Origin of the sequence: Parasphingomonas caseinilytica (assembly GCF_036663755.1) — a bacterium.
Lineage (GTDB): Bacteria > Pseudomonadota > Alphaproteobacteria > Sphingomonadales > Sphingomonadaceae > Sphingomonas.
Map to the genome: position 1 here is coordinate 1 of NZ_JAXOJL010000014.1, position 23558 is coordinate 23558.

Here is a 23558-nt window from a genome sequence, read left to right on the forward strand (position 1 = left end):
GGCTCCAGCCGCGCCATCTGCTCGTCCGTCAGCCAATATAGGTCGCTCATGCCCAGTCTCCTCGCAGAGCCTGAATCAGATCGCGACGCTTACATCAATGGGTCCTGACCCTAGGGTGTTTTCGATCCTTGGCCCGCTGACGGACACGCGGGGGTGTCGCCGTATTCCAGATGCCGAAATTCAACGACTTCTGGCTGGTTGAGATGCTGACCTCCGCCATGTTGCATTGAGGTCTAGAACCATCCGTCGATATCGGCATCTTCATATGCCTCAATTTGCGATCCCTCCTCGATAATCTCGGGTCCGACGTTAATGATAGGGTCTCGACGGAATGGCGGATTAGCAAGCAGTTGCGCCAAGGCATCCGCCTGATCGGCGAAGCGCGCGTTGGGGAAATTGGTAACCTCGTGCAGGAAGTCGGTGAGCCAGGGTGCTGCCCGCGGCAACACCACCGAGCCTGACTCAATCTTGCTGGCCTGCGCCTCGTACCTAGTGATTTTGTCAACCGTCGGCCTGACGGCGATTGGTCGGGGGACGCCGTCTGGTGGATCTTCGCACAGCTGCTGGATCATCGCCTCGCCGCTGGACGCATCCTCAATCAGCAGGCGGTCAACGCTGTACATTTTGCAGGACTCACAGATCGCCCGCTGTAATTCAGAGAACTCGACGCGCTTACGGTAAACGTCGAGGATGTAGTATCGGCCCTGATACAGTAGCGCCGTAATGCCGACCGACCAGGCGTTCCGTACCCCTGTCTTGGATGCCGTATCCCAACTCTGAATAATGACGCCTGAACGGGGTGGATCATCGTAATATTTGAACCAGGCGCGCTGGACGAACGGCCCGATGCTCGCAATCGGAGCCTGCTGCCACTGCGGCTCGAAGACCATGGGGTTTTCAGCCCGCAGCGCTTTAAGGGCGGCCAAAGATAGACGCGCCTCATGCAGGGCGTATCCCTCACGGCGCTGGTAAAAGCGACCGCCGGTTAGCGGTATCAATTCATCATGGGTTGCGATGGCAGGCAGCCTGAACTCATTCCAGCCGCCATCCCGGATCAGCGCTCCGGGCAGGTCGTCTTCATGGAGGCGCTGAGCAACGATGATGAAGCTCCCCGTACCCTGGCTCTCGAGACGCGAGCGCAAAGTGTTGTCGAACCACAGCTTTGCGGTGTCCCGCTCGATTTGCGAGGTCGCAAAATTGGCCTTCATCGGATCATCGATGATGACATAATCGGCACCAAAGCCCGTGCCGATGCCGTCAACCGAGGTCGAGAGCCGCCCGCCGTTTGCACTGGTTTTGAAGTCGCTAACCGCGCGACGGGCAATCTTGAGACTTGGGAACGCCCGTCGGTACCACGAGCTGTCGATCAAACGCAGGCAGTCGCGTGCGAACTGGTCCGCGATTAGCGCGCCATAGCTCGCACACATAAAACGAAGCCCGGGGTTTTTGCCGAGCATCCATGCCACCCAAGCAACCGATATGGTCACCGACTTGAGATGCCGGGGCGGCATCGTGACGATCAGCCGGCGGTTCTCTCCTGCCGCGACGAGGTCGAGTTGATGAATGATCGCGTCAATATGCCAATTGTGCATGTAGCGTCGGCCACCGCTCAACTCCTCGAACGCAAACCGTAAGAAGACCCCGAATTCCTGACGGATCAGAGGATCAATGACGTGCTCAGGCACCCGTGTCATTGTCGAGCTCGTCGCCAGGCACTGGCTGATCCGCATCGTCGGCAATGTGACCGGTCGGAACGCTAGCGCCGCCTAAAGAGACGTACCAGTCGTGGATGATATCAAGATCAGACTCGCGCGGTGCTGCCCCCTTACGATCCTCGTTATCATAAAGTCGACGGCCATAATCGAGCACGGTAGCGATTGCCGCATTGTCCTTTTTCACGATGGCGTTGTGGAACGCGGTCATCATAGCGATTTGCATCTGCGGCGCGCGCATTTGCTTCCCATCAACCTTGAATGTGACAAGTCGCTCGGCCTCGTCGAGGAAGTAGGTATTAAAATTGCGGACGCCCTTTGCGCGACGTCCGCGCTTGCGGCCATCTCCAGCAGCGAACATTCCTGTTTCCGGCGGACGGGCCCGCCCTGTTTTGTAGCTCCCGTCGTCTCGCATATTGCCGTCTTTATATGGTTGGCCATCCTTGCGCCGGCCGCCCTTGCGGTCGAACTTGTCTTCCTCGGCCATCACGCGGCCTCCTCGTCGAGGTTAGCGGATCTGGCCTTTACCACTTCATCAAACGGCGTCGTCCCGTCCAGTAAGGGATCGAACCCGACCGCTTCCGATACCCGGCGCAAGATGACGTCAGCATATTGCGGGTCGAGTTCGATGCCGTAACCGCGGCGGCCAACCAGCTCTGCTGCAACCAGAGTCGTGCCAGATCCCGCGAAGCAATCCAGCACCAAACCGCCGCGCGTTGAGCAGTCGAGAATGGCATCCGCGACCATCTGTTTGGGCTTCACGGTCGAATGGTCGGCCAGATCCTGCATTCGCCCTTTGCGGAATACATTAGCTCCGGGATACGTCCAGACATTGGTGCGATAGCGCCCGCCGTCTCCCAAGCCAAAATTATTGATATGCGCCCCGGGGCTCACCTTGAAGGCATGGATCAGTTCGTGAGCGGACCGGTAAAACGTGCCCATACCCGCATTAGTTTTGGCCCAGACGATCAAGTTTTTCTGCTCAAGGAATATGCCTTGAGCAGCGTCATGCACGTAAGGCGCGGCGCGCCAGTCTGAGCAAACGAAAGCAATGGCCCCTGGCTGCGCGTGCGCGGCCATGCAGCGGAATGCCGGGCGGAGTAGCGTTGCCCCGAATTCGGGCAAAGAGACTTCGCCGGCCCCGACCAGGAAATTTTTATGACGAACCTGCCCCAAGCCAGAGACGTTGTTCTCGATCGCACACCCATATGGGGGGTCAGTAAAGATGAGCTCGGCACGTTCACCTGCGAGCAGGCGCGCGTAAACTTCGGTATCTCGAGCGTCGCCGACGATCAGGCGGTGTTTTCCGATATGCCAGATATCGCCCAAGCGGGACACCGGTGTTGCTTGATCTGGCAGGTGCACGTCGTCGTCGATCGCGTCGTCTTTATCATCGCCAAGCGAGATGACTTGATCGATCTCCAGCGTGCTGAACCCGGTTAGCTCGCAATCGTAGCCGAGCTCGACCAAGCCAAGGAGCTCCTGACGGAGCAGACTTTTGCTCCAGGATGACTGCTCAGCGAGTTTGTTATCTGCTATGATGTATGCGCGTTTCTGAGCCTCACTCATATGCGCCAAAACGATGGTCGGGACGCTCGCCATACCTCGGGCGACCGCAACCGCGTGCCGACCGGCCCCGCACAGGATCAGGCCGTCTTCATCGATAAGGACCGGATTGGTCCACCCGAATTCGTCGATGCTCTTCCCGATGAGTTTGAGCTGCGCTTTGGAGTGCTGACGAGCATTGCCATCGTAAATGCGCAACGAGGCGACGGGCCGATGCGTCACAACCAAATTACGTTTTATATTTTGCGACATAGCAACACCACACGTTAGATCTGAGAAAAAAACGATCGCGTGTGGCTCGCGGCGCAGAAGCCTCTTTCCGAGGTCACAGTCGTTTGCACGAACAGCTGCAAAACCAATAATAACTGCAGAATTCTCAAAAGAAAGCGAAAAACGTTGTGCGATGAAATGCCTTTTCATTTCGCATTTGCTCGAAAGGGCTTCCCACATATGTCTTCACTGGGAAGCTCCCTCTCGTTAAGTCTTTTTGGATCCGAGATCTCGGCACGCCCAAGCCGTCGGCGGCCCGCAAATCGACATTATTCCCACTACTTTCCCACTAAGTGCGGAATTTTGGGGATGATCATGCAGCTATGGCAGCTTGCGATTTCGAAAGGGTACCGCGGCTGAGCGCGGCGGAGAAGATGCCGAGAGCGACGCCTGGAGCGTCAGCCAAACCGCGTCTCCGTGGTATCCCTTATGCGGGGAGGCGCGCAGAACTGCGTTAGTTTGTGACCGGCGTTCGCCGATCTTCAAAAATTGCAGACTAGTTGGCGGAGACGGAGAGATTCGAACTCTCGGTACCCTTTAAGAGGTACGACGCTTTAGCAAAGCGTTGGTTTCAGCCACTCACCCACGTCTCCGGACCTGGCGGCAAGCGGCGTCTATAGCCGTGCCTTGGCGAAGGATCAACGGGGTTTGGCAGGGGATTTACGCACACCCGCCCGAGAGATTTTTGTACCGCGGCAATGTCATCCGGCGCAAAAGCGACTCGCCCTGCCGCGCGGTTCATTGCCGGGCAAGCTAAGCGGACGCTACGATCACGGATCGAGGGCATGCTCTTGGGGGAATGAAGATGCGCAAGGTTATTTCGATGCTGCTGCTGGCCGCGCTCTCGCTCGGCACCGGGCCGGCGATCGCGCAGGATAGCGTGCGCACGATCGATCCCAATCAGGCGATCGATGGCGATCTGGGCAAACCGCAGGTTCGCATCCCGGCTCCAACCCAGACGCCATTGCCCATCCCATCCCCGCCGCCCGCTTATCCCGCCTATAGCCAAGCGACCGACAATCCTTCGGCCGCTCCCCTCCCCGCCCCGCAGCAGCAGGATGCCGCGCGCGAGGGGGCCAACGCCGTCGCCGCGAGCAGCCAGACGTTCGATCGCCCGGAACTGCTCGCCGCCGCCGAGGGCGTGTTCGGCAAGGGCACGGCAGGCCTCGCCGGCATGCTGGAAAAGATCCTGAAGGATCAGGGCCAGCCGAACGCCTATGTCGCGGGTCGCGAGGCGGGTGGCGCATTCGTCGTCGGCCTGCGCTATGGCAGCGGGCAGATGTTCCACAAGATCGAGGGCGAACAGCCGGTCTACTGGACCGGCCCGTCGGTCGGCTTCGACGTCGGCGGCGATGCCAGCAAGGTGTTCGTGCTGGTCTACAACCTCTACGACACCGAGGAACTATACAAAGGGCGCTTCGCCGCGGGCGAGGGGCGATTGTTCTTCATCGGCGGGTTTGCCGCGACCTATCTGCGCAAGGGCGACAAGGTCGTCATTCCGATCCGGCTCGGTGTGGGCTGGCGGCAGGGCGTCAACCTCGGTTATATGAAGTTCAACCACAAATCGAACTGGTTTCCGTTGTAGCGCAGCGCGGCAGGCGGCGACGCCCGCCTAACCCGCGCAAGCTCGGCCGGCGGGGCGGACGCCCCGGCCGACGGAGTTGCAGGTATGCAATGCCCCGCATTGCATAGGTCATGCCGGGGGCATGACCGACCTGCAACTGGCTTTGCCCACGCCCCGATAAGCGCCTACTCTAGCCCCAAATGACCCTCACCCCCCGCACGGAACGCCTCCGCACCACGCTCCGCTGGCTGCTCGCCGCGATCTACCTGATCGCCGGCATCGCGCATCTGTCGATCCCGCACCCGTTCCTGCGCATCACCCCCGCCTGGGTGCCGTTCCCGGAAACCGTCATCGCGCTCACCGGCATCTGCGAGATCGCCGGCGCACTCGCCCTGTTGACGACGCGACTGCGCTGGTGGGCGGGCGTGCTGCTCGCCGCCTATGCCGTGTGCGTCTATCCCGCCAATATGAAGCACGCGATCGACCAGGTGCTGGTCGCGCATGAGCTGCACAGCCTGTGGTATCACGTGCCGCGCCTGCTGTTTCAGCCGGTGGTCGTGTGGTGGGCGCTGTTCGCCGGCCGCGTGATCGATTGGCCGTTCGCGCGTCGGTTTTGACCGACCGCCCCTTCGAACCGGAGCGCTTAGTCGACCATCCGCCAGCCGATCGTCTCACCAGCATGGAAGGGCACCACCGCAGTCTCGCCGATCCCTATCACGTCCGGTACCGCCACCGGAGCGCGTTCCAGCGTCACAGTCCCGCTGTTGAGCGGCAGGCCATAAAAAAGCGGCCCGTTTTCGGACGCGAAAGCCTCCAGCCGATCGAGCGCCCCGTCCTGGTCGAACACCGTGGCATAGCTTTCCAGCGCATAAGGCGCGTTGAAGATGCCCGCGCAGCCGCAAGCGGCCTCCTTGCGCGCCACACCGTGCGGGGCGCTGTCGGTGCCGAGAAAGAATTTTGCCGAACCCGATACCGCCGCCTTGCGCACGGCGATCCGATGTTGCTCGCGCTTGGCCACCGGCAGGCAATAAGCGTGTGGGCGAATGCCACCTTCGAACAGCGCGTTGCGATTGATGAGCAGATGCTGCGGCGTGATCGTGGCGGCGAGCGTATCGGGCCCAGCGGCGACGAAATCGGCCGCCTCGGCGGTGGTGATATGCTCGAGCACGATCTTCAGGCCGGGAAAATCGCGGACCAGCCCGGCCAGCGTGCGCTCGATGAACACCGCCTCGCGATCGAAAATGTCGATCTCGCGATCGGTCACTTCGCCGTGGATCAACAGCGGCATCCCAATGCGCTGCATCGTCTCCAGCACCGGCGCCAGCGCCCGGATATCGGTCACGCCATGGGCGGAATTGGTCGTGGCATGGGCGGGATAGAGCTTGCACGCCGCCCAGACGCCTTGCTCGAACCCCCACGCGATCTCGGCCGCATCGGCCGCGTCGGTCAGGTAGCAGGTCATCAGCGGCGTGAAATCCGCCCTCTCCGGCAACGCGGCCAGAATCCGCGTGCGATAGGCCTCTGCCGCAGCGACCGTCGTGATCGGCGGCGACAGGTTTGGCATGACGATCGCACGCGCGAACTGGCGCGCGGTGTACGCGGCAACCGCGGTCAGCATGTCGCCGTCGCGCAAATGCACATGCCAGTCGTCGGGGCGGCGGATCGTCAGGCGGTCGGTCATGCCCCAGCCCTAGCCGTCCGATGCGCAAATCGCCAGCGCGGGTGCTTGGAATTTGCGGGGTTCTCCCCCAATTAGGGCTGATGTCGGCCGCCGCCACCACTCTCGCCGATCGCGCGCTGCTCAGAATTTCAGGTGAAGACGTGCGCGGCTTTCTTCAGGGCCTTGTCACCGCCGATGCGAACGGTCGGCTGCCAGCGTGGAGCGCGCTGCTCAGCCCGCAGGGAAAGGCGCTGTTTGAGTTCATCCTGTGGGCGGACGGCGCGGATGTGCTGGTCGATTGCGAAGCGGAACAGGCCGATGCCCTGGCCCGCCGCCTGTCGATCTACAAACTCCGCCGCCCCATCACGATCGCGCGAGACGAAAGCCTCGCGGTCCATTGGTCGAGGGATGCGGGAGAAGGCACGCCGGATCCCCGCCTCGTCGAACTAGGCCAGCGCTGGCTCGCCCCGGCCTCCGCCCCCGCCACCGGCTGGCACGCGCACCGCCTGTCGCTCGGCGTCACCGAAGGCGCAGCCGAGCTCGGCAGCGACAAGACGCTCTGGCTCGAATGCAACGCCCGCGAACTGCACGGCGTCAGCTTTACCAAGGGCTGTTATGTCGGCCAGGAAAACACCGCGCGGATGAACTATCGCAGCACGGTCAACCGCCGGCTGGTCGTAGCGCCCCTCACCGAACCGAGCGACCGCACCCGCATCGCCTATCCCGATCTCGGCCTGATGGTCGATCACCGCCGCGTCGATGCGCTCGGCGATGCGATCGTGCCGGATTGGCTGGCGGCGGCGCTGTAGCCACCAGCCGAAACAGGGGGAGACCCTCAACCCGTTCGTGCTGAGCCTGTCGAAGCACCTGCCCCGGACACGCCCTTCGACAAGCTCAGGGCGAACGGGGTAGTGCGGTCCATATCGTGCAAAACGGACCTGATCGCCTCTGCCTCACCGCCCGATCGAGGAATAAGCGAACCCGGCCCGCTCCGCATCCGCCGGCGGATAGATGTTGCGCAGATCGACCATCACCGGAGCATTCATCGCCGCCGCTACGCGGCGCAGGTCGAGCGCGCGATACACGTCCCACTCGGTCACGATCACCACCGCGTCCGCGCCCTGCACCGCCTCATAGGCATCGCGGCAATAGGTGATCTCCGGCATCATCGCCTTCGCCGCCGCCATGCCCTCCGGGTCATGCCCACGCACCGCAACACCGGCGTCGAGCAGGCTCTGCACGATCGACAGGCTCGGCGCGTCGCGCATGTCGTCGGTATTGGGCTTGAAGGTCAAGCCGAGCACCGCGACGGTCTTGCCCTTCGCCGGGGTCGGCCCTTCGCCACCAAGTGCCTTCAGCACCTTGCGCCCCATCGCACGCTTGCGGTTGTCGTTCACGGACACCACCGCCTCGACGATCCGCACCGGCGTCTCATAATCCTCTGCAGTCTTGAGCAACGCCAGCGTATCTTTGGGGAAGCACGACCCGCCATAACCCGGCCCGGCATGCAGGAACTTCTTGCCGATCCGGTTGTCCAGCCCGATGCCCCGGCTCACGTCCTGCACGTTCGCGCCCACTACCTCGCACAGATCGGCGATCTCATTGATGAAGGTGATCTTCGTCGCCAAAAACGCATTCGCGGCATATTTGATCAGCTCGGACGTGCGCCGACCGGTGAACATGATCGGGCTTTCGTTGAGGTAGAGCGGGCGATACACTTCGCGCATCACCTGCTTCGCGCGCTCGTCCTCGGTGCCGATCACGATCCGGTCGGGCCGCTTGAAATCGCCGATCGCCGCACCCTCCCGCAGGAATTCCGGGTTGGATACCACCGCGACCGGATGGTCCTTGACCAGCTCGATCATGATCTCCTCCACCTTGTCGCCCGTGCCCACCGGCACGGTCGATTTGGTCACGATCACGATCGGCCCGGTCACCGCCTCGGCGATCTCGCGGCTGGCGGCGAAGACGTAGCTCAGGTCGGCATGCCCGTCGCCCCGGCGCGACGGCGTGCCGACCGCGATGAACACCGCATCCGCGCCCGCGACGGCCGCCTTCAGGTCGGTGGTGAACGTCAGCCGCCCGGCCGACACGTTGGCGGCAACCAGTTGCTCGAGCCCGGGCTCGAAGATCGGCATCTTGCCAGCCTCGAGTGCCGCGATCTTGGTCGCATCCTTGTCGACGCAAATCACGTCATGTCCGAAATCCGAAAAGCACGCGCCCGACACCAGGCCGACATAACCAGAACCGATCATCGTGATGCGCATCGTCAAAAAGCTCGCTTGTATCGGGCGGCGCTGCCCGGTCGCGTCGCTCTAGCCCAAGACGCGAAAAATGCCAGCCCGCCGCGATCACGTCCGCCCGAAGACGCGCGGGTTCAGCGGTGGAGTGGCAGACAGCTAAACGCCGAACGGCGTGAACCGGCACCGTCGCCGATCCCGCGCTAGGCGCGAATATCGAAACGGCCTGCCCGCCGCTTGCAGAACACGGCGGGCAGGCCCCAATCGCAGCCTTTTATCGTAACGGCAGGAAAAGTTCTGCGATCGCCTCATGTTTCGGCACGTCCGGGAACAGGGTGAGCCGTTGGCAGTAAAGCGGAAAGTCCCTCGCCTCCTCGCCGCTTGCGGGAAGCCAATGCCGATAGAGGTATTGCGCCGCGGGCTCCAGATTGTCTGTATTGCCCACGATGCGCAGCACCGCGCAACGGCCGCCGGGGATCACGCCCGCTTCGATCCGCTCGCTCTTCATATCGATCGGCGCGTTCGTGCCCACGCAAAGGTCCATCCGATATTCGGCCGGGGAGGTCGTCCCCGGATCCGAGTGGAAGACGTTGAAGGTCGGGTTCGTCTTCGGCGTCAGTCCTGTGGCCTTGCGCCAGGCGATGAAGCGCTGGATCGTGGCACCGATCGTTGCGGGATCGCCACGATGCTCCATAATCGCCACGGCTGTCGGGGATACTTCGCGGATCGTTACGTCCTGGGCAGTGAAAGTCTTCTGCATCAATGTGCTCCTCGCAGTTTCCAACGGCCCAAAAGCCAGAAGCCACGGCTCCCAATCGGGAGATTTCCGAAACGCCGATGGCGACTGCCCGAAGCGTTGCCGAAAGGCGCGGGCAAAGGCATCCGATGCTTCGTACCCGGCATCCATCGCGATACCCGTGACGCTTTGAGCGTCCCGGTACGCCAACTTGTACGAAGCGCGCTTCATGCGTGCGAGTTGGACATAACGATGAACAGGCAACCCGAAGGTCGCCGTGAACTGCCGGTGGAAATGGAATTTCGAAAAAGCAGCGACGTCGCTGATCGCGTCCAGACCCAGATCGGCGTCGAGATGCCGGTCGATATGGTCCAGCACACGCAACATCCGGGCACGGTAGTTTTCAAGCGCCGCCTTCATCGTCCATCCTCCGTGACGGCACCAGTTAGGCGTTACCAAGCCGGGACTGCTCGTCCGATCTTGCGGTTTCGCGAGTTTATCGAGGATTGTGTATCCCGTTTCGACCAACATCACTTCGATAGATCGCGCGTGCTGTCGCTAGCGACACGACGTCAACCGATAGATGAACGCCCAAGCGCCTTTAAGCGTCGCTGGGAACGCGGGAAACCGCGCGCCTGCGCTGTGACGCGAGCCAGTTCCAGCGCATTTGTGGCCCAATGGCTCAATGGCCGAATTGGCCAACCTGCGGGTTATCCACCGGATCAAAAGCCGCGTTCAATCGGGGGATCCGCGCGCATTCGGACCGCCGACATTTGGACCGCGAGCATTCGGATCACGGGCAAACAAAAAGGGAGGCCGGCTTGCGCCGACCTCCCTCATGTTCGTGCCTTGCGGCGTCGAGCTTACTGGCCCGAGCCAGGCCCGTACTGGATTTCCACACGGCGGTTTTCCAGCTCGCGAACGCCATCGGCGGTCTCGACGCGTGGACGGCTCTCGCCGAACGCCTGGGTGGTGATCACGCCATCCGGGATCGCATGGGCGGTGAGGTAAGCCTTCACCGAGTCCGCGCGACGCTGCGAGAGCGCGACGTTGTAGGCAGGAGCGCCCGACTTGTCGGCGTGGCCGGCCAGCATGACCTGCGTGTTGCCGCAATTCTGGTACTGCGAGATCGCACCGTCGAGCAGCGAGGCTGCCTGCGGGGTGACGTCCGACTTGTCCCACTCGAAGAACACGATGTACGGTCCAGGAGCACACACCACTTCCGGCGGCGGAGGCGGCGGAGGCGGGGGCGGAGGAGGCGGTGGGGGCGGAGGAGGCGGCGGCGGCGGCGGAGCTGCCGGTTCGCCGAAGTTGTACGTCAGGCCACCCAGGATGCTGTGCGAACGGAACTTGCCGTTGAAGCCACGACCCGTGACATCGACCAGCTTGGTGCTCGAGGCGTTGAAGAAACGATACTTCAGCGACACGTCGACATGGTCGCTGAGCGGCGCGCGAACACCGGCCAGAGCCTGATATGCGAACACCGTGTCGGAATCGTCCAGGAACGAGCCGTTGGTGTTCAGAGCATACTTGCTCGCCTTGACGCGAGCGACACCGACGCCGCCGCCGACAAAGCCCTGCACGGCGTTGTCGTCACCGAAGTCCAGCAAGCCGTTCAGCATGAAGCTGAGCGCCGAGGTACGGCCACCGGCATACCCGTAGGTGCCAGAAGGCGTATTCACCAGCGTGGTGCGGTTAGCCGCATAGGTCGGCGTGGTGGTCGTCGAAGCATAGCCATCCACCGTCGCGGTGCGATAGCCTACTTCGGTTTCGATGCGGACTGGGCCGAAATCGTAACCGATGACGCCATCGACGTCGTAGCCGTAATTATGATCGACAGTGCCGGTTCCGTTGCCGGCTGCAGTCAGACCCGTGATGTCGAACTTGATGTCCTCTACGATCATCGCGCCACCTTCGACGCCCACGTACCACGTTTTATCGCGGGCGAGAGCTGGTGTGGCGAGAGCAGTGGAGGCAAGCGCCATGGTGATGGCAAGCTTCCGCATAAAAATCCCCTTTCGTCGTTGTCACTCGGACAGCGCAAACTCCCTACTCAATGGTTGGTTTCCACGCAAGCGCACAAATTTTGAACGCTGTTGCCGATGCGCAACATATAGAACGAGATTTCGTCAGGTTTCGATCAGTCCGTGGCCCCGCAGCGTCGCCAGGATCGCATCGATCGCCAGGCGCGCTTCGACGTCGATCGCGCCGCCGCCGGCGGGTCTGGCAATCGCCGCCCGCCGCGCGCCGATCACCTGGCGGCCTTCGATCGTCACGCGCGCGCCGCGCAATTCGCCCAATACCCACGCCCCGCCCGAATATCGCGCGATCTCAGCCGCTTCCGCGATCCACACCGTCAATCCCTCGAATGGCGCGACGAACCGCCAACCGCCATCGGTCCATCCCGCCAGTCGCCCGGCTCGCCCGGCCCACGCGCCCAAAGGTGCCGATCCGACCACCCAGGCCTGTCCCGCGACCGGTGCTGCGGGCGGCGTATTCGCGCCGAACGCCACCGCTCCGGCCTGCGCCAACAGGTCGATCAGCGTCAGGGCTTCGTTATGGGACGATTCTTTCTGCGCCTGACCCGGGCGAATCGTCGGCAGGCCCAGTCGCGCGGTCGCGTCGTCATTCATCGCATCTTCCTCTCAAGCAATCGGCAGAAGTATTTCTACAGGCAGCGATTCGCCGTTCGCCCCCACCTGCCGCACGGCGACGGTGGCACCACCGCCAACATCGGCCGCCGGCACCACGATCTCCGCCACGTCCGTCTCGATCGTCCGCACGATGCCCGCCGCCGCGATCGTAACCCGGTACGCCTCGCGCTCCTCGGCCAGCGGCGCCTCCACCCCGTCGATCCAGCGCCACCCGGATCGACTCCGCCGCACCCAGCGCAGCAAAACGTCACCTCCAGGCAACACCTCCGCGCGCAGATGCGCCGGCGACGGCGGCAACACCGAAACACCCCGCAGCGCGGCACCGCTCTCGACCGGACCCGAAACGTCGCCGATTCCGCTCGCCAGCACCCGCACCGTTCCACCGATCGCCGACAGCGGCAGATCGATCGTCGCCACCGCATCCGGCTCGATCAGCACGAAGCGCCCGCCGATCGCCTGCGTGCCGATCGCCGCTTCCGTCCCGCGCCGCCCGCGCCACAATTCGGAAAGCCGCCAGCGCCGCGCACCGATCTGCATCGCCACGCCGAACTGCAGCAGCTCGTCGCCGACCAGCGCGATGTTCGCACCTGCCTCCAGCGCCCGTGCATCCGCACCCACCAACGCCATGTCGGCATGCGCCAGATCGATCTCGAAGCTGGCAATCCGATCGACGATGCTCGAAGGCCCCGCCCCCGGCACGCTTGCCAGCGTGCCCAAAGTCGCCACCCCCACGCTCGACCCCGCCGCAGTCCAGACCGCGCCATCGTCGAGACTGTAGAGCAACGCCGCCCGCCGCCAGCCCGGAGCCGTCCCCGCCGCCGCGATCGTCAGCCGAGGCGCACTCAACACCGCATCGTCCAACGGCGGGATCTCGAACGCCTGCAGGATCGTCGTCCCCGCCACCGCGTCCGGTGCCGGTAGCATCCGCCCCGCACTGGCACTGGCCGGCGCACTCGCCGCCGCCAGCCGCACGCAGCCAAGCTTCACCACCATGTTCTCGAATGCCCAACTCGCCACGCGGTAGACGCCCGGCGCGCCCCGGATCGTCACGCACGCCCCCGGCGGCACCGCCAGATCGCCCCAGCCCAGCGCCAGCGTCCGCCGCTCGCGCCCCGCCTCGCCGCGCGCGATCAGCGCCTCGGCCAGCGTCTTGGCCAGATCGGCCGACACAGCCGCCGGCAGTTCGATCCGCTCCTCGCGCCGCCCCGGCCCCGGCCGCCGCGCACGCTGCACGCCGGTCTGATAATCCCGCGCCGGATCGTAATGCGCCACCGTCACGCCCAGCGGCACCGTCTCGATCGCCGCCACGGTACGGTCAGCGATCGTCCCCCTGGCATCGCCCACGCCGAACCCGTCGTCGCGCAATTCCGCCACCGACGTCAGCCCGCTCGACATCCGCAGGCGCGACCCCTCCGGCGCGAACCACGCCCCGCCCGCCGCCGCCAGCATCTCCAGCACCGATCGCGTATCGCCATAAGCCGCAAAGCCAGCCAGCACGCTCGCCCCATCGTCAGCCACGACCAGCCCGCCCGACACTTCGCGCACGATTCCGCCGATCGAAACCGCGCCCTCATCGCCGATCACCTCGAACGTCAGCGACGGAATGCGGTTGCCATAATCCGCCAGCTGCAGATCCTCGAACACCGCATAGGCCACGCCACGATGCGCCGGCGCCAGCGCCCCTTCCGCCGCCGCGATCAACGGATCGACCGCCTGATCCTCACCGCCCAGATGCAGCCGGAACCCGGTCGCGCTCTTGAAGTCGCCCGCCGCCCCGCGCAGCAATTTCCCGTCCGCCCAGATCCGCCCCACACCGACGATCGGCCGCCCCGACAACGCCACCGCGAACGATGCCGAATAGCTGTAGCTCGCGACGCTCGGCTGCCCCTTGCCGCCGCTGCTCGTGGACCGGCTCTCGCGCAAATCGGTCGCCCAGATCACGCACCCACCGATCCGCATCGTCCCGAACACATGCCCGATCGGCGTGCCGTAGGACGAGGTCTGCAACGCCAGTTCCTGCAAGCGCGGCCCCTCGCGATCGTTGGGCTTGAACAGTACATCGCGATCGATCTTCTGCCCGATCAGGCTCCCGATCGCCGCCCCGACCGGCCCGCCGATCACCCCGCCGACCACCGTCAGCACCAACGTCGCCATGCTGCTCTCCCATCTATTACCTGATGATTTTCGGCCCGAACCTCCGGCGGTTATATCCCGCGACACGTCCACCCCAGCGCTTCCCCGGCGAAGGCCGGGGCCCAGTTGGGACACAGGAGTGATCGGGCGCTGCGCGACGTAACATCAACCTCCGCGACTGGGCCCCGGCCTACGCCGGGGAAGCACGATTGTTACATTGGGATAGAGAACAAGTGGTTCGGCCAGCGGGCCGGCCATCCCATTCGAAGCATCACCCCTCGATCACTCCCCACGCTGCCACCAGCGGCCACGGCGCCGGATCGGGCCGCTCCACCACCCGGCGCAGCATCGCATCGGCATGCACGAACCCGCCCACGCTCTTGATCGCGAGATGAAATTGCGCCGGCCCGACCGCGAACAGCATGAGGTCGCCCGGCACCGGCACATCGACGCGCACCAGCATATCGCGATGGATCAGCGCCACGAAATCCGCAGCAACGCCACCGCGCAAGGCATAGCCGCCCGGAAGATCGCCGTCGCACCCCGCCGCCCGCATCGCCAGTCCCGCCAGCCCGACACAATCCAGCCCGAACGCCGGATCGCGCCCATGCAGCCGGAATTTCGCCCCCACCGCGCCCTGCGCCGCCGCGACGGATTTCTCGCGCCCGCTCATGCCCCAGGATACCGGGTCAGCAGGTCGATCCCCGGCAGATACGGCTCGCCGCGAAAGTTGCCGACATTCCCGAACCGCGCCGCACACGTCGCCAGGCTCTTGTCGCAGCCTTGCGAAAGCTCGACCAGATCGCGCGCCGCCACGGCCAGCGCAGGCTCGCCGCCGCCGCCAAGGCCGCCGTCGATGCTGCCAGCACTGCCCCCGCCGCATCCAGCAACGCCGTCTGCGCCACGGACAAAGCCCCCCGCACGCTCGCGATCACTACCGGATCGCCGCCCAACGCCGCCTTCGCCGCATTGTCGTACAGGCAGGGCCGCCCATCCGGCATGACCCACCACCACGGCTCGCCGACCTGGAACTTCGGTGCCAGCCCCGCCGCCACCGCGATCCCCATCACCGCGCCCGCCACCGCGCGCAGATACGCCATCGCGCCTGCGTGTGCCGGCGACAGCAAGGTCGATGGCGGCACCCACCCGGTCAGCGCCGGCGCCCCATCCGCCGCCCTTTGCTTCCAATCGCCCCAGCAATGCGCGTCGAACAGTTCGTACGACAGCGACCAGATGACCTCATATCCGAGCACCTGCGCCCGCACCGCGAAGTCCCGCTGCCACGCCGCCGCCGCCACGTTCAACGCACCTCCGGCAAGGCTCACGTAAAATCCGCCGGCTGCCGCCTCGAGCCGGAAATAATGGCTCATGCCCAGATACTGCACGATGCTCCCGCGATATCCCAGATGCAGCGCATTCCGCAGCAATCGCGCCGGCGTCAGGTGATAGCTGTCGTCATATCCGCTCGCGATGCACAGCCCATGTTCCGGCACCACCACATCGCCCACCGCCAGCACCGCCCCCGGCCCGGTGCAGATGATGTCGGACATCTCTACCCACGCCTCGACCGGCACGGGCAAAGCCGCATCGCTCCCGCTAAACCCCTCGGGCACCAGCGACACGAACATCCGGTCGACATCCACCGCCCACACCGGATCGGCCTCGCCCGGCAGCAGGAACCCGCCCGCCAGATCGGCAAAGTCGATCCGCACCGTCGCGTCTGTTGGCGTGCCGACGGCATAATTCCACAATCGCACATACCAGGCCCGCTTTTTGCCCGCCTCGTCCCGCCCCTCGATCGTCAGCACCGGCCCGTTCACCGCATCCAGCGCCAGCACCCCCGAGGACCGCCACCGGAAACTCAGACGGCACCCCCGGAAATCCCGCGCCGTCTCGTATCGCAGCAACGGATGATCGTGCAGATCCTCCGCCTCCCAGATCAACCCCGCCAGATCGTCCTGCTTGTAGAACACCGCATCCACCCGCAGCGCATCGGCTGCGGTGGTGGTCACCGCCGCCATCATCGGTCGCGGAAAATTCACCGTCCAGAACCGCGCATCGAACCGCGAAACGAAGCCCTCCGCCTGCACGGTCCGTTCCTGAGCCAGCCAGAATGCCATGATCTTCTCACTTCTCGTCATCCCAGCGAAGGCTGGGATCTCGTGCCGCAAGGGCGCGCTTCGTTACTGCGAGACCCCAGCCTGCGCTGGGGTGACGGTGTCCGGGGGTGATTCAGTCGCCCGCAAGCGCCGCCCGAACCGCCCGAGCCACCTGCCGCCCCGACCGCGCCAGCGCCTCCGGCGCCTCGCCCCCACGCGCATTCACCGAAATCGACACCCGAACGTCACGCGCACCCCCGCTCCCGGAAGCCTCGACCCGCCCCGCGCCTGTCGGCACGAACAGTTCCGGCCCCCGCTCGCCGACCATATAAGCCCGTCCCGGCGACACCGGCCCGCCCGTCGCCCGCCCCGGCGCGCCGGAGAACAGTCCTGTCAGTAGCGACACCAACCCGTCCGCACCTCCGCCAGAACCGCCCGAGCCGCGCCCGAAAATGGCATCGAGCCCGTTGTGCACCGCCGCAGCGGCGATGTCGGCCATCACCGACAGGATCACGGTTCGCAGATCCTCGAACCCGATCTTCCCCGTCCGCACCGCACGCTGCAAAACCGCCTCGATCACCCGCCCGGCCCGGTCCACGCCCATCCCCAGCGCCGCCGCGGCCAGCGCATCGATCACCGCATCTTCGTCGGTCAGCGACAGCCGCGCATAATCCTTCGCCGCCGCACGCGCGTCGGCAATCACCTGCGCCGGAAAGCCAGGAGCCATATCGATTTCCTAAATTATGGGAGCAGCGACGAACGCCCGTTCCGCCCATGCGAAGCCGCAGATCAAACCCAATCCGTTCGTGCTGAGCTTGTCGAAGCACCGTACTTCGTGCCGCACATCCATCGCTTGCGGATCAAAGGGCGGTGCTTCGACAGGCTCAGCACGAACGGTTCAAGGTCGGAGTGTGCTGGATCTAATACAGCGCGATCAGATCCGCCGCGCTCGTCCCAGTCGCCCGCACGAACGCCGCCCGAAACGGCAGTACGCTCCCGGGGGCCACGTTACGGAACACCACATCCGCCCCGCCGCCGACACCGCGCGCGGCAATGTCCCCGCCGGTCCCGACATACAAAGCCTTGGGCACATCCCCCAATGCGTTCGTATCATGCGGCACCACCGCCACCGCCCGCGTCGCCGGTGCCGACACTTGGTCGGCACTATTCGCAAAGCTGTCCGCCATGCTCGTTCTCCTGAATTGAGTATAAACCCGCCGACCGCCCCACCCCGCCGTCATGCTGAACTTGGTTCAGCATCCATCGCGCCACACGCCCGGCCAGAGCAGGAGGCGCGATGGACACTGAAACAAGGTCAGGGTGACGGTTCGGGAAGAGGCAAACGCCCTACGAGGCCGAGAACTTCATCACCTTGATCGCCTCCGAATTCGAAACGCACCCGCCGATCCGCTTCGTCGCGTAGAAATTCACGAACGGCTTGTTCGAATACGGATCGCGCAGGATCACCGTCTCGCTGCGCTCCGCGATCAGATAGCCGGCGCGGAAATTGCCGAACGCCACCGACAAGGAATTGGCCGCCACGTCCGGCATGTCCTCCGCCTCGATCACCGGATAGCCGAGTAACGTCGCCGCCTGCCCCGCGGCAAGCGACGGCACCCACAGGAACTGCCCGTCCGCCGTCTTGAACTTGCGGATGCGCGAAACGGTCGCCGCATTCATCACGAACACAGCCCCCTGCCGGTACGGCGCGCGGAGCGCCTGGACCAGATCGATCAGCCGGTCCTGCGGGTTGGTCCCGAAATCCCCCGCCGCGCCGGACGGCAGATATTGCAACTGGCCGAAGGTCCGCGTCGCATCGGAAGCCGCCGAAGTGCCCGCCTGCAAAAACCCCTTCGGACGATTGGTCCCGTTGCCCGTAACGAAGGCCGAGCCCTCGGCCTTGGCGAATTCCATCGCGATCTCGCTCGCCAACCACGCCTCGACATCGAACGCCGCATCGTCGAGCATCGCCTGGCTCGCCGAAGGATTAGCGAACAATTCGCCCATCGGCGGCACGATCTCGGTGAACACCGGCGTCGCCGTCTCGGCGCGCGGCCCGGTCTCCGCCGCCCAGCCGGACGGCGTGCCCCCGGTCGTCACCAGCTTGCGATATCCCGCGGTGCCCACCTGCACTACATTCGCCACGCTGCGGATCGGCGAGATCGACTTCAACGTCGCATCGATCACCGCATCGATCTCGCGCGGCACCGCATAGCCGCCCGCATCGCCGGTCAAGCCGGTGAACGACTTCATCTCGACACTGGCACCACTGCGCAGGAACCCGCCAAACGCACCCTCACCCGCCGCGCGAGCCCCCTCCAGCAAAGGCCGCACGCCCCCGCCGCTGCCCAGATTCACGCCTGCGAAGCTCGCTTCCAACGTGTCCATGTTCACATCGCTCATGCTCGTTCTCCCAAAGAAAAAGGCGCGCCGCACAATCGCGACGCGCCTTCAGGCACACCAATTCTTCCCCGGCTCAGTCGGAGAAATTTCGCCACTCCGGCTGGATGCCGGAGGTACAACTCTCGATCGCGTCGCGCATCGCGATCCCGAACATTCCGTCATCCCAATCCGGCGTATCGCGCTTGATCGCTTCGAGCAGCGGCAACAGCGATGGATCGGCGACATAGCTTGCCGCCTCGATCGCCATGGAATCGATCCAGGTCTGTTCGAGTAAAGCGACGACTAGCGGCAGTGCGAACGCAGGCTCGCGCTTGGCGATGCCGATGATCGCCTCCAGCCGCACCTTGTCTTCGCTATCCTGCAGCGCGTCCCGCAACGCTTGCCGTACCGCCGGGGAATCGGCCTCGCTTTGCGAAAGCAGAAACACCGCCCAATCGCGGTTCGACATATCCTCGTCGCGCGTCAGCCCGATCAACTGCGCCAGATTGGCGGCCCCGAATATGCCGGTCAGCGTGATCGCCTCGTCGATCAGCAGCATCAGGAAATCCGATGCGGGACGATATGGTTCCTGATCGTCGGCCATCGCGCCGGATTGCCACTCAAGTCGCCTGATGGCCAGCCGTCCCTTCCACCGCATGCACCCGCGCCAGTGCCTGCATGGGCTGCGCGACCAGGCTGATCTCCATCAGCTCCACCCCCGTCAGTTCGCGCACCCGCCCCTCCCGCGCCGCCACCACGCGGTATCCGAACGAAAGCCCCCGCACCGCACCGCTCGCCACCAGCCCGGCCAGTCCCGCATCCTCGATCCGCCCGATCACGCGCAGCCCACGCGCGTCCTCGGCCAGCCGCTCGACCACCCCGACCGGGCTCCCGCGATGCTGCCACAACAACGGCACCGGCCCCACCGAACCGAACGCCCCCGCCCGCACCACGTCCCCACCGCGATCCACCCGGTCGAACACCGCCGCATAGCCCGCGAACCGCACGCTCACTTCAACACCCCCGACAGCCCCAGCTTCACCGCCAGCCCCGCCAGCACCAGCACGAGCAGCATCCGCACCACCCAGCCGAACAGCGCTTGCCACAGCGACTTCTTCGCCTCGCGCCACGCCGTCAGCAGGTCGCGCAATTCGGCCATGTCCTTCGCCGCCCCCGCATCCTCGAGGCCCAGCCGAGACAGCGCCCGGCTCGCACCCAGTTCGCCCGCTTCCTCGGCGATCGCACGCAGCGCCACCAGATCCGCGCCGCCCTCCCCCATGTGCGCTATCGTCTGCGCCATCAATTGCGCCAGCACCGCCCCGCTCATGTCTGCCCCTCCACGCTCATCCCAAGCCCCACAATCGCCCTTTTCTCTTCCCGGCTCAAGAAATCCGCCGCGCTCACCTGCGCCCAGAGCCGCTCGCGATCCTCGGCCAGCGCGGTCAACCGATCGAGGTCCACGCTCGCCTCGGCTTGCGGGAACCACCCCCGCAGGCCCTGCGCCACCCCGGCCAGGATCGATCCCGCCAGCGGCAGGATCGCCAGCCGCCACAGCGCCCGGTTCGCCTCGCGGTAATTGGCATAGGTCGCGTCGCCCGGCAGGCCGAGCAGCATCGGCGGCACCCCGAACGCCATCGCGATCTCCCGCGCCGCCGTGGCGCGCATGCCGGCGAAATCCATGTCCGCCGGCGTCAGCGACAGCGTCTGCCACCGGAGCCCGCCTTCCAGCAGCATCGGCCGCCCGGCATTGGCCGCACCCGAAAAGCCCGCCTCCATTTCCGCCTTCAGCCGCGCGAACTGGTCCGCCGACAGGCCCACGCCGTCGCCCGAATCATACACCAACGCGCCCGACGGCCGCGCCGCATTGCCCAGCAAGGCCGCGTTCCACTTCGCCGCCGCATTGTGCACCGCGATCGCGCCCGCCGCCGCGCCGAGACAGCCGAGCCCGGCATGATCGTCCAGCGGATGGAACGCCTTGATCTGCACGATCCCGACCCGCCCGTCCGGGTCCTCCGCCGCCAGCCGCACCGTCCGGTCGCCGACCTTGTAATCATAGGCGACCGGCCACCCGCCCGCATCCGCCACCACCGACACGCGTTCGGGGCGCAGCGCGAACAGATCCACTACCGTCCCCGCATCGTCGGTCAGGATCTGCACATAGGCGTTGCCGTGCAACAGCACGTGCGCCGCCAGCGTCCCCAGCAACGCCTGCCCGCCCGAGCGCGTCCGGATCAGCCGCTCGATCTCCGGCGAAGACACGCGCAGCGGCGCCTCCCCCAACCCGTCCGCCACCAGCCGCACGGATCGTTGCGCGATGGCATTGTCCAGATACGCCGCCCGCACCTGCGCCTCGTACGACGCCGGCCATTCCCCCACCATCCGCGTGCCCCACACCCGCGACAAGACCGGACGCGATTCCCCGCGCCCGGCCGATTTCCAGCCGAACAATTTCATGTCGATGCTCCTCTAAAGCCCATCCCCTTCAGGGGAGGGGTTGGGGTGGGGGCGAGCGAAGCGAGCACCCCCGCTCTCCGCCGGACCCGCCCTTCACCTGCGTCCGCGCCATTTCACCTTGTTGCGTGCAGAACGGGTTCGCGCGAAGGCACGACGCCGTCACGAAGAGCTGCTTCGCGCCTTCGCGTGAAAAACTTCACTTCTGAAAACGCGCGCCCTACCCCCGCGTCGCGAACCAGATCACATGCCGCGGCCCCTTGCCGTTCGATCGCGCCTTCACCGCCACCTCGTCCACCGCGAAGCCCGCATCGCGCAGCCGCCGCGTGAATTTCTCGTCCGATCCCGCCGACCATACCGCCAGCACCCCGCCGGGCGTCAGCGCATCCCGCGCCGCCGCCAGCCCGCGCGCCGAATAGAGCCGCCCGTTGCGCTCCCGCACCAGCCCGTCCGGCCCGTTATCGACATCCAGCAGGATCGCGTCATACGTGCCCGCGCCCGCCATGATCGGCACCGCGACATCCTCGAACACGATCTCGACGCGGCGGTCCTCCAGACAGTCACCCGTCAGCTCCGCCATCGCCCCGCGCGCCCAGTCCAGGATCTGCGGCACCAGCTCCGCCACCTCGATCCGCGCATCCGCGTCCAGCTCGGCCAAAGCCGCGCGCAGCGTGAACCCCATGCCATACCCGCCGATCAGCATGCGCAGACCTTTGCGCTTGCCCAGCCGAGCGCACGTCATCACCGCCAGCGCTTCCTCCGAACCACTCATCCGGCTGTTCATCAATTCATTGCGCTCCAGCAGGATCATATGATCCTTGCCGCGCCGGAACAGCCTGAGCGGCGGCCCGCCCGGCACCTCGGCGACATCGATCAATTCCATGGGCGTCACGATCCGTCACCTTTTCTTGCCAGCGGCATCGCACGGCGCATGTAATCGTCGAAGAGCGGCACGGTGAAGGCCGTGTCGCCATAGATCGGCGAATAGATCATGCCTTTCTTGATGAGCGCACTTCGGGTCGGTGCCGCGCTCGTCGTGCTGAGCGACAGCCTTTCCGCGATATCCCCCGATCGATGCTGGCCCGGCCCGAGCTCGGCCAGAGCGCGCATGTATTTCTTCTCGCTCGGCGTGCACCGGTCGAACCGGACCTGGAAGAAACTTTGGTCGAGTGACGCTATCGATATGGGCGTTGCCCGCTCCACGTCTGATTTCGTGATCGTCGGACCCTGTGCGATGTTCCAGGCATCGTGCGACCATTGCTGGATAAAATACGGATAGCGCTCGGTTAGACGCATGATCTCCTGCACGGCGTTCGCATCGATCGTCACGCCCTCGTCCTCCGCCGGATTGACCATCGCAGCAATCGCATCGATCTCCGCCAGCGCTCCGATCTTGGGGTAGCTGAACAGTCGTTCGGCATAGGATTTGGAATTCCCCGCAAGGCCCAATATCTGGGGCAGTCCCGCGCCGACCAGAACCAACGGCAGCGACCGCTGGTTTATCTTGTGCATCGCCATGATGAGCGCGCTGAATTCGGGCGGCGAGAGATATTGCAGTTCGTCGATGATGATGGCCACCGGCCGGTTGGCCGCTGCGGCCGCCTCGCCCAGCGACACCAGCATTTCCGGCAGATCCGCTTCGAGATCACCGCTATCCGCCACGCCGCGTTCGGCATCGATCCCGATGTCGATATCCCCCACGCTGATCGTGAGGCCACCCAGAAACCCCTTGAGGATCCGCAATCCCCGTCGCGCCTTTTCCTTGGCATTTTCGATACCGCTGAGCGCGAACAGGCATTTCCGGATTCCGGGGACGATAAGCTGCGGTAACGTCTTGCCCTCGTGCGCCTCGATATCGATCGTGAGATAGCCAGTCATGTCGGCCATCTCTTTGATCCGCACCAGCAGCACCGTCTTGCCGACGCCGCGCAGCCCGACCAGGATCGGAAATTGAACCGATCTGCGCAATGCCACGCGCGCCAGTGCGGTTTTCGCCGTCTCCAGCACCTCTGTTCGACCGGCCAGCTCCGGCGGCGGGTTACCCGCCCCCGGCGCGTAAGGATTTCGGACCGCATCCATATCAAGTTTATC

Annotated in this window: 22 protein-coding genes, 1 tRNA gene and 2 pseudogenes; 3 read left to right on the forward strand and 22 right to left on the reverse strand. The window is 64.9% G+C overall.

Features of this window, described 5'->3' with window-relative positions; all coding sequences use genetic code 11:
• Positions 1-233: 233 nt before the first annotated feature.
• The 4 genes from terL to U1738_RS19455 all read right to left on the reverse strand — a co-directional run bounded on the left by terL (position 234) and on the right by U1738_RS19455 (position 4141).
• Positions 234-1730 carry a phage terminase large subunit gene (gene terL / locus U1738_RS19440; protein WP_332790689.1) on the reverse strand — a complete coding sequence of 499 codons (1497 nt, stop codon included), beginning with the start codon at positions 1728-1730 and terminating at the stop codon, positions 234-236.
• Positions 1678-2199 (reverse strand): hypothetical protein, encoded by a 522-nt coding sequence (locus U1738_RS19445; RefSeq protein ID WP_332790690.1) that lies wholly within the window; start codon positions 2197-2199, stop codon positions 1678-1680. The genes terL and U1738_RS19445 overlap by 53 nt, the downstream gene beginning before the upstream one ends.
• Positions 2199-3728, reverse strand: coding sequence for a site-specific DNA-methyltransferase (locus tag U1738_RS19450; RefSeq protein WP_332790691.1), 1530 nt, complete (start codon positions 3726-3728; stop codon positions 2199-2201). Before U1738_RS19450 ends, U1738_RS19445 begins: the two co-directional genes overlap by 1 nt.
• Positions 3729-4049: 321 nt before the next feature.
• Positions 4050-4141 (reverse strand) — tRNA-Ser (locus U1738_RS19455).
• Positions 4142-4353: 212 nt separating this feature from the next.
• Between U1738_RS19455 and U1738_RS19460 the strand changes: the two genes are divergently transcribed.
• Complete coding sequence (locus tag U1738_RS19460; protein ID WP_443027054.1) at positions 4354-5133, forward strand: DUF1134 domain-containing protein; 780 nt, start codon at positions 4354-4356, stop codon at positions 5131-5133.
• Between the two features lie 179 nt (positions 5134-5312).
• Positions 5313-5729, forward strand: coding sequence for a DoxX family protein (locus U1738_RS19465; protein ID WP_332790692.1), 417 nt, complete (start codon positions 5313-5315; stop codon positions 5727-5729).
• Between the two features lie 26 nt (positions 5730-5755).
• Here the strand turns inward: U1738_RS19465 and pyrC are convergent, their stop codons facing one another.
• Entirely contained in the window at positions 5756-6793 is a 1038-nt protein-coding gene (gene pyrC / locus U1738_RS19470) for a dihydroorotase (RefSeq protein WP_332790693.1), read from the reverse strand.
• An 80-nt stretch (positions 6794-6873) separates the two neighbouring features.
• Here pyrC and ygfZ point away from each other — a divergent pair, with 80 nt between their 5' ends.
• Positions 6874-7581 carry a CAF17-like 4Fe-4S cluster assembly/insertion protein YgfZ gene (ygfZ, locus tag U1738_RS19475; protein ID WP_332790694.1) on the forward strand — a complete coding sequence of 236 codons (708 nt, stop codon included), beginning with the start codon at positions 6874-6876 and terminating at the stop codon, positions 7579-7581.
• Positions 7582-7725: 144 nt separating this feature from the next.
• Here ygfZ and U1738_RS19480 read toward each other — a convergent pair whose 3' ends face one another.
• The 17 genes and pseudogenes from U1738_RS19480 to U1738_RS19560 all read right to left on the reverse strand — a co-directional run bounded on the left by U1738_RS19480 (position 7726) and on the right by U1738_RS19560 (position 23546).
• The gene (locus U1738_RS19480; RefSeq protein ID WP_332790721.1) at positions 7726-9039 is read right to left on the reverse strand and encodes a UDP-glucose dehydrogenase family protein; all 1314 of its coding nucleotides are present in this window, start codon (positions 9037-9039) and stop codon (positions 7726-7728) included.
• 247 nt (positions 9040-9286) lie between these two features.
• Positions 9287-10279 (reverse strand): AraC family transcriptional regulator, encoded by a 993-nt coding sequence (locus U1738_RS19485; protein WP_332790695.1) that lies wholly within the window; start codon positions 10277-10279, stop codon positions 9287-9289.
• Positions 10280-10611: 332 nt separating this feature from the next.
• Positions 10612-11754: an OmpA family protein gene (locus U1738_RS19490; RefSeq protein ID WP_332790696.1), complete on the reverse strand. Its 1143-nt coding sequence runs from the start codon at positions 11752-11754 to the stop codon at positions 10612-10614.
• Positions 11755-11877: 123 nt separating this feature from the next.
• A complete protein-coding gene (locus tag U1738_RS19495; protein ID WP_332790697.1) occupies positions 11878-12381 on the reverse strand; it encodes a DUF2793 domain-containing protein in 504 nt (167 codons plus the stop codon).
• Positions 12382-12393: 12 nt separating this feature from the next.
• Positions 12394-14556: a phage tail protein gene (locus U1738_RS19500; RefSeq protein WP_332790698.1), complete on the reverse strand. Its 2163-nt coding sequence runs from the start codon at positions 14554-14556 to the stop codon at positions 12394-12396.
• Positions 14557-14806: 250 nt separating this feature from the next.
• The gene (locus tag U1738_RS19505) at positions 14807-15208 is read right to left on the reverse strand and encodes a peptidoglycan endopeptidase (protein WP_332790699.1); all 402 of its coding nucleotides are present in this window, start codon (positions 15206-15208) and stop codon (positions 14807-14809) included.
• A pseudogene (locus U1738_RS19510) lies at positions 15205-15366 on the reverse strand (phage BR0599 family protein); the annotation flags it as partial. The gene U1738_RS19505 and the pseudogene U1738_RS19510, both read right to left, overlap by 4 nt.
• Positions 15366-16655, reverse strand: a pseudogene (locus tag U1738_RS19515) (non-contractile tail sheath protein); the annotation flags it as partial. The pseudogenes U1738_RS19510 and U1738_RS19515, both read right to left, overlap by 1 nt.
• A 112-nt stretch (positions 16656-16767) precedes the next feature.
• Positions 16768-17361, reverse strand: a complete 594-nt coding sequence (locus tag U1738_RS19520) for a tail tape measure protein (RefSeq protein ID WP_332790700.1) — start codon at positions 17359-17361, stop codon at positions 16768-16770.
• Between the two features lie 193 nt (positions 17362-17554).
• Positions 17555-17821, reverse strand: a complete 267-nt coding sequence (locus tag U1738_RS19525) for a spike base protein, RCAP_Rcc01079 family (protein WP_332790701.1) — start codon at positions 17819-17821, stop codon at positions 17555-17557.
• A gap of 160 nt (positions 17822-17981) precedes the next feature.
• Complete coding sequence (locus tag U1738_RS19530; protein WP_443027055.1) at positions 17982-19022, reverse strand: phage major capsid protein; 1041 nt, start codon at positions 19020-19022, stop codon at positions 17982-17984.
• A gap of 88 nt (positions 19023-19110) precedes the next feature.
• On the reverse strand, positions 19111-19620 hold the full coding sequence (locus U1738_RS19535) for a HEAT repeat domain-containing protein (protein ID WP_332790703.1): 510 nt from the start codon (positions 19618-19620) through the stop codon (positions 19111-19113).
• A 16-nt stretch (positions 19621-19636) separates the two neighbouring features.
• Positions 19637-20029: an HK97 family phage prohead protease gene (locus U1738_RS19540; protein WP_332790704.1), complete on the reverse strand. Its 393-nt coding sequence runs from the start codon at positions 20027-20029 to the stop codon at positions 19637-19639.
• Positions 20026-20343, reverse strand: coding sequence for a DUF6127 family protein (locus U1738_RS19545; protein ID WP_332790705.1), 318 nt, complete (start codon positions 20341-20343; stop codon positions 20026-20028). Before U1738_RS19545 ends, U1738_RS19540 begins: the two co-directional genes overlap by 4 nt.
• Complete coding sequence (locus tag U1738_RS19550; RefSeq protein ID WP_332790706.1) at positions 20340-21470, reverse strand: phage portal protein; 1131 nt, start codon at positions 21468-21470, stop codon at positions 20340-20342. The genes U1738_RS19545 and U1738_RS19550 overlap by 4 nt, the downstream gene beginning before the upstream one ends.
• Positions 21471-21687: 217 nt before the next feature.
• Positions 21688-22359, reverse strand: coding sequence for a spermidine synthase family protein (locus tag U1738_RS19555; RefSeq protein ID WP_332790707.1), 672 nt, complete (start codon positions 22357-22359; stop codon positions 21688-21690).
• Positions 22356-23546, reverse strand: a complete 1191-nt coding sequence (locus tag U1738_RS19560) for an ATP-binding protein (protein WP_332790708.1) — start codon at positions 23544-23546, stop codon at positions 22356-22358. Before U1738_RS19560 ends, U1738_RS19555 begins: the two co-directional genes overlap by 4 nt.
• Positions 23547-23558: the final 12 nt, after the last annotated feature.

Bases quoted from the DNA above. Each gene is read 5' to 3' on its own strand.
- terL (WP_332790689.1), bottom strand. From the start codon at position 1,730: ATGCGGATCAGCCAGTGCCTGGCGACGAGCTCGACAATGACACGGGTG.
- U1738_RS19445 (WP_332790690.1), bottom strand. From the start codon at position 2,199: ATGGCCGAGGAAGACAAGTTCGACCGCAAGGGCGGCCGGCGCAAGGAT.
- U1738_RS19450 (WP_332790691.1), bottom strand. From the start codon at position 3,728: ATGTGGGAAGCCCTTTCGAGCAAATGCGAAATGAAAAGGCATTTCATC.
- U1738_RS19460 (WP_443027054.1), top strand. From the start codon at position 4,354: ATGCGCAAGGTTATTTCGATGCTGCTGCTGGCCGCGCTCTCGCTCGGC.
- U1738_RS19465 (WP_332790692.1), top strand. From the start codon at position 5,313: ATGACCCTCACCCCCCGCACGGAACGCCTCCGCACCACGCTCCGCTGG.
- pyrC (WP_332790693.1), bottom strand. From the start codon at position 6,793: ATGACCGACCGCCTGACGATCCGCCGCCCCGACGACTGGCATGTGCAT.
- ygfZ (WP_332790694.1), top strand. From the start codon at position 6,874: ATGTCGGCCGCCGCCACCACTCTCGCCGATCGCGCGCTGCTCAGAATT.
- U1738_RS19480 (WP_332790721.1), bottom strand. From the start codon at position 9,039: ATGCGCATCACGATGATCGGTTCTGGTTATGTCGGCCTGGTGTCGGGC.
- U1738_RS19485 (WP_332790695.1), bottom strand. From the start codon at position 10,279: ATGTTGGTCGAAACGGGATACACAATCCTCGATAAACTCGCGAAACCG.
- U1738_RS19490 (WP_332790696.1), bottom strand. From the start codon at position 11,754: ATGCGGAAGCTTGCCATCACCATGGCGCTTGCCTCCACTGCTCTCGCC.
- U1738_RS19495 (WP_332790697.1), bottom strand. From the start codon at position 12,381: ATGAATGACGACGCGACCGCGCGACTGGGCCTGCCGACGATTCGCCCG.
- U1738_RS19500 (WP_332790698.1), bottom strand. From the start codon at position 14,556: ATGGCGACGTTGGTGCTGACGGTGGTCGGCGGGGTGATCGGCGGGCCG.
- U1738_RS19505 (WP_332790699.1), bottom strand. From the start codon at position 15,208: ATGAGCGGGCGCGAGAAATCCGTCGCGGCGGCGCAGGGCGCGGTGGGG.
- U1738_RS19520 (WP_332790700.1), bottom strand. From the start codon at position 17,361: ATGGCTCCTGGCTTTCCGGCGCAGGTGATTGCCGACGCGCGTGCGGCG.
- U1738_RS19525 (WP_332790701.1), bottom strand. From the start codon at position 17,821: ATGGCGGACAGCTTTGCGAATAGTGCCGACCAAGTGTCGGCACCGGCG.
- U1738_RS19530 (WP_443027055.1), bottom strand. From the start codon at position 19,022: ATGGACACGTTGGAAGCGAGCTTCGCAGGCGTGAATCTGGGCAGCGGC.
- U1738_RS19535 (WP_332790703.1), bottom strand. From the start codon at position 19,620: ATGGCCGACGATCAGGAACCATATCGTCCCGCATCGGATTTCCTGATG.
- U1738_RS19545 (WP_332790705.1), bottom strand. From the start codon at position 20,343: ATGAGCGGGGCGGTGCTGGCGCAATTGATGGCGCAGACGATAGCGCAC.
- U1738_RS19550 (WP_332790706.1), bottom strand. From the start codon at position 21,470: ATGAAATTGTTCGGCTGGAAATCGGCCGGGCGCGGGGAATCGCGTCCG.
- U1738_RS19560 (WP_332790708.1), bottom strand. From the start codon at position 23,546: ATGGATGCGGTCCGAAATCCTTACGCGCCGGGGGCGGGTAACCCGCCG.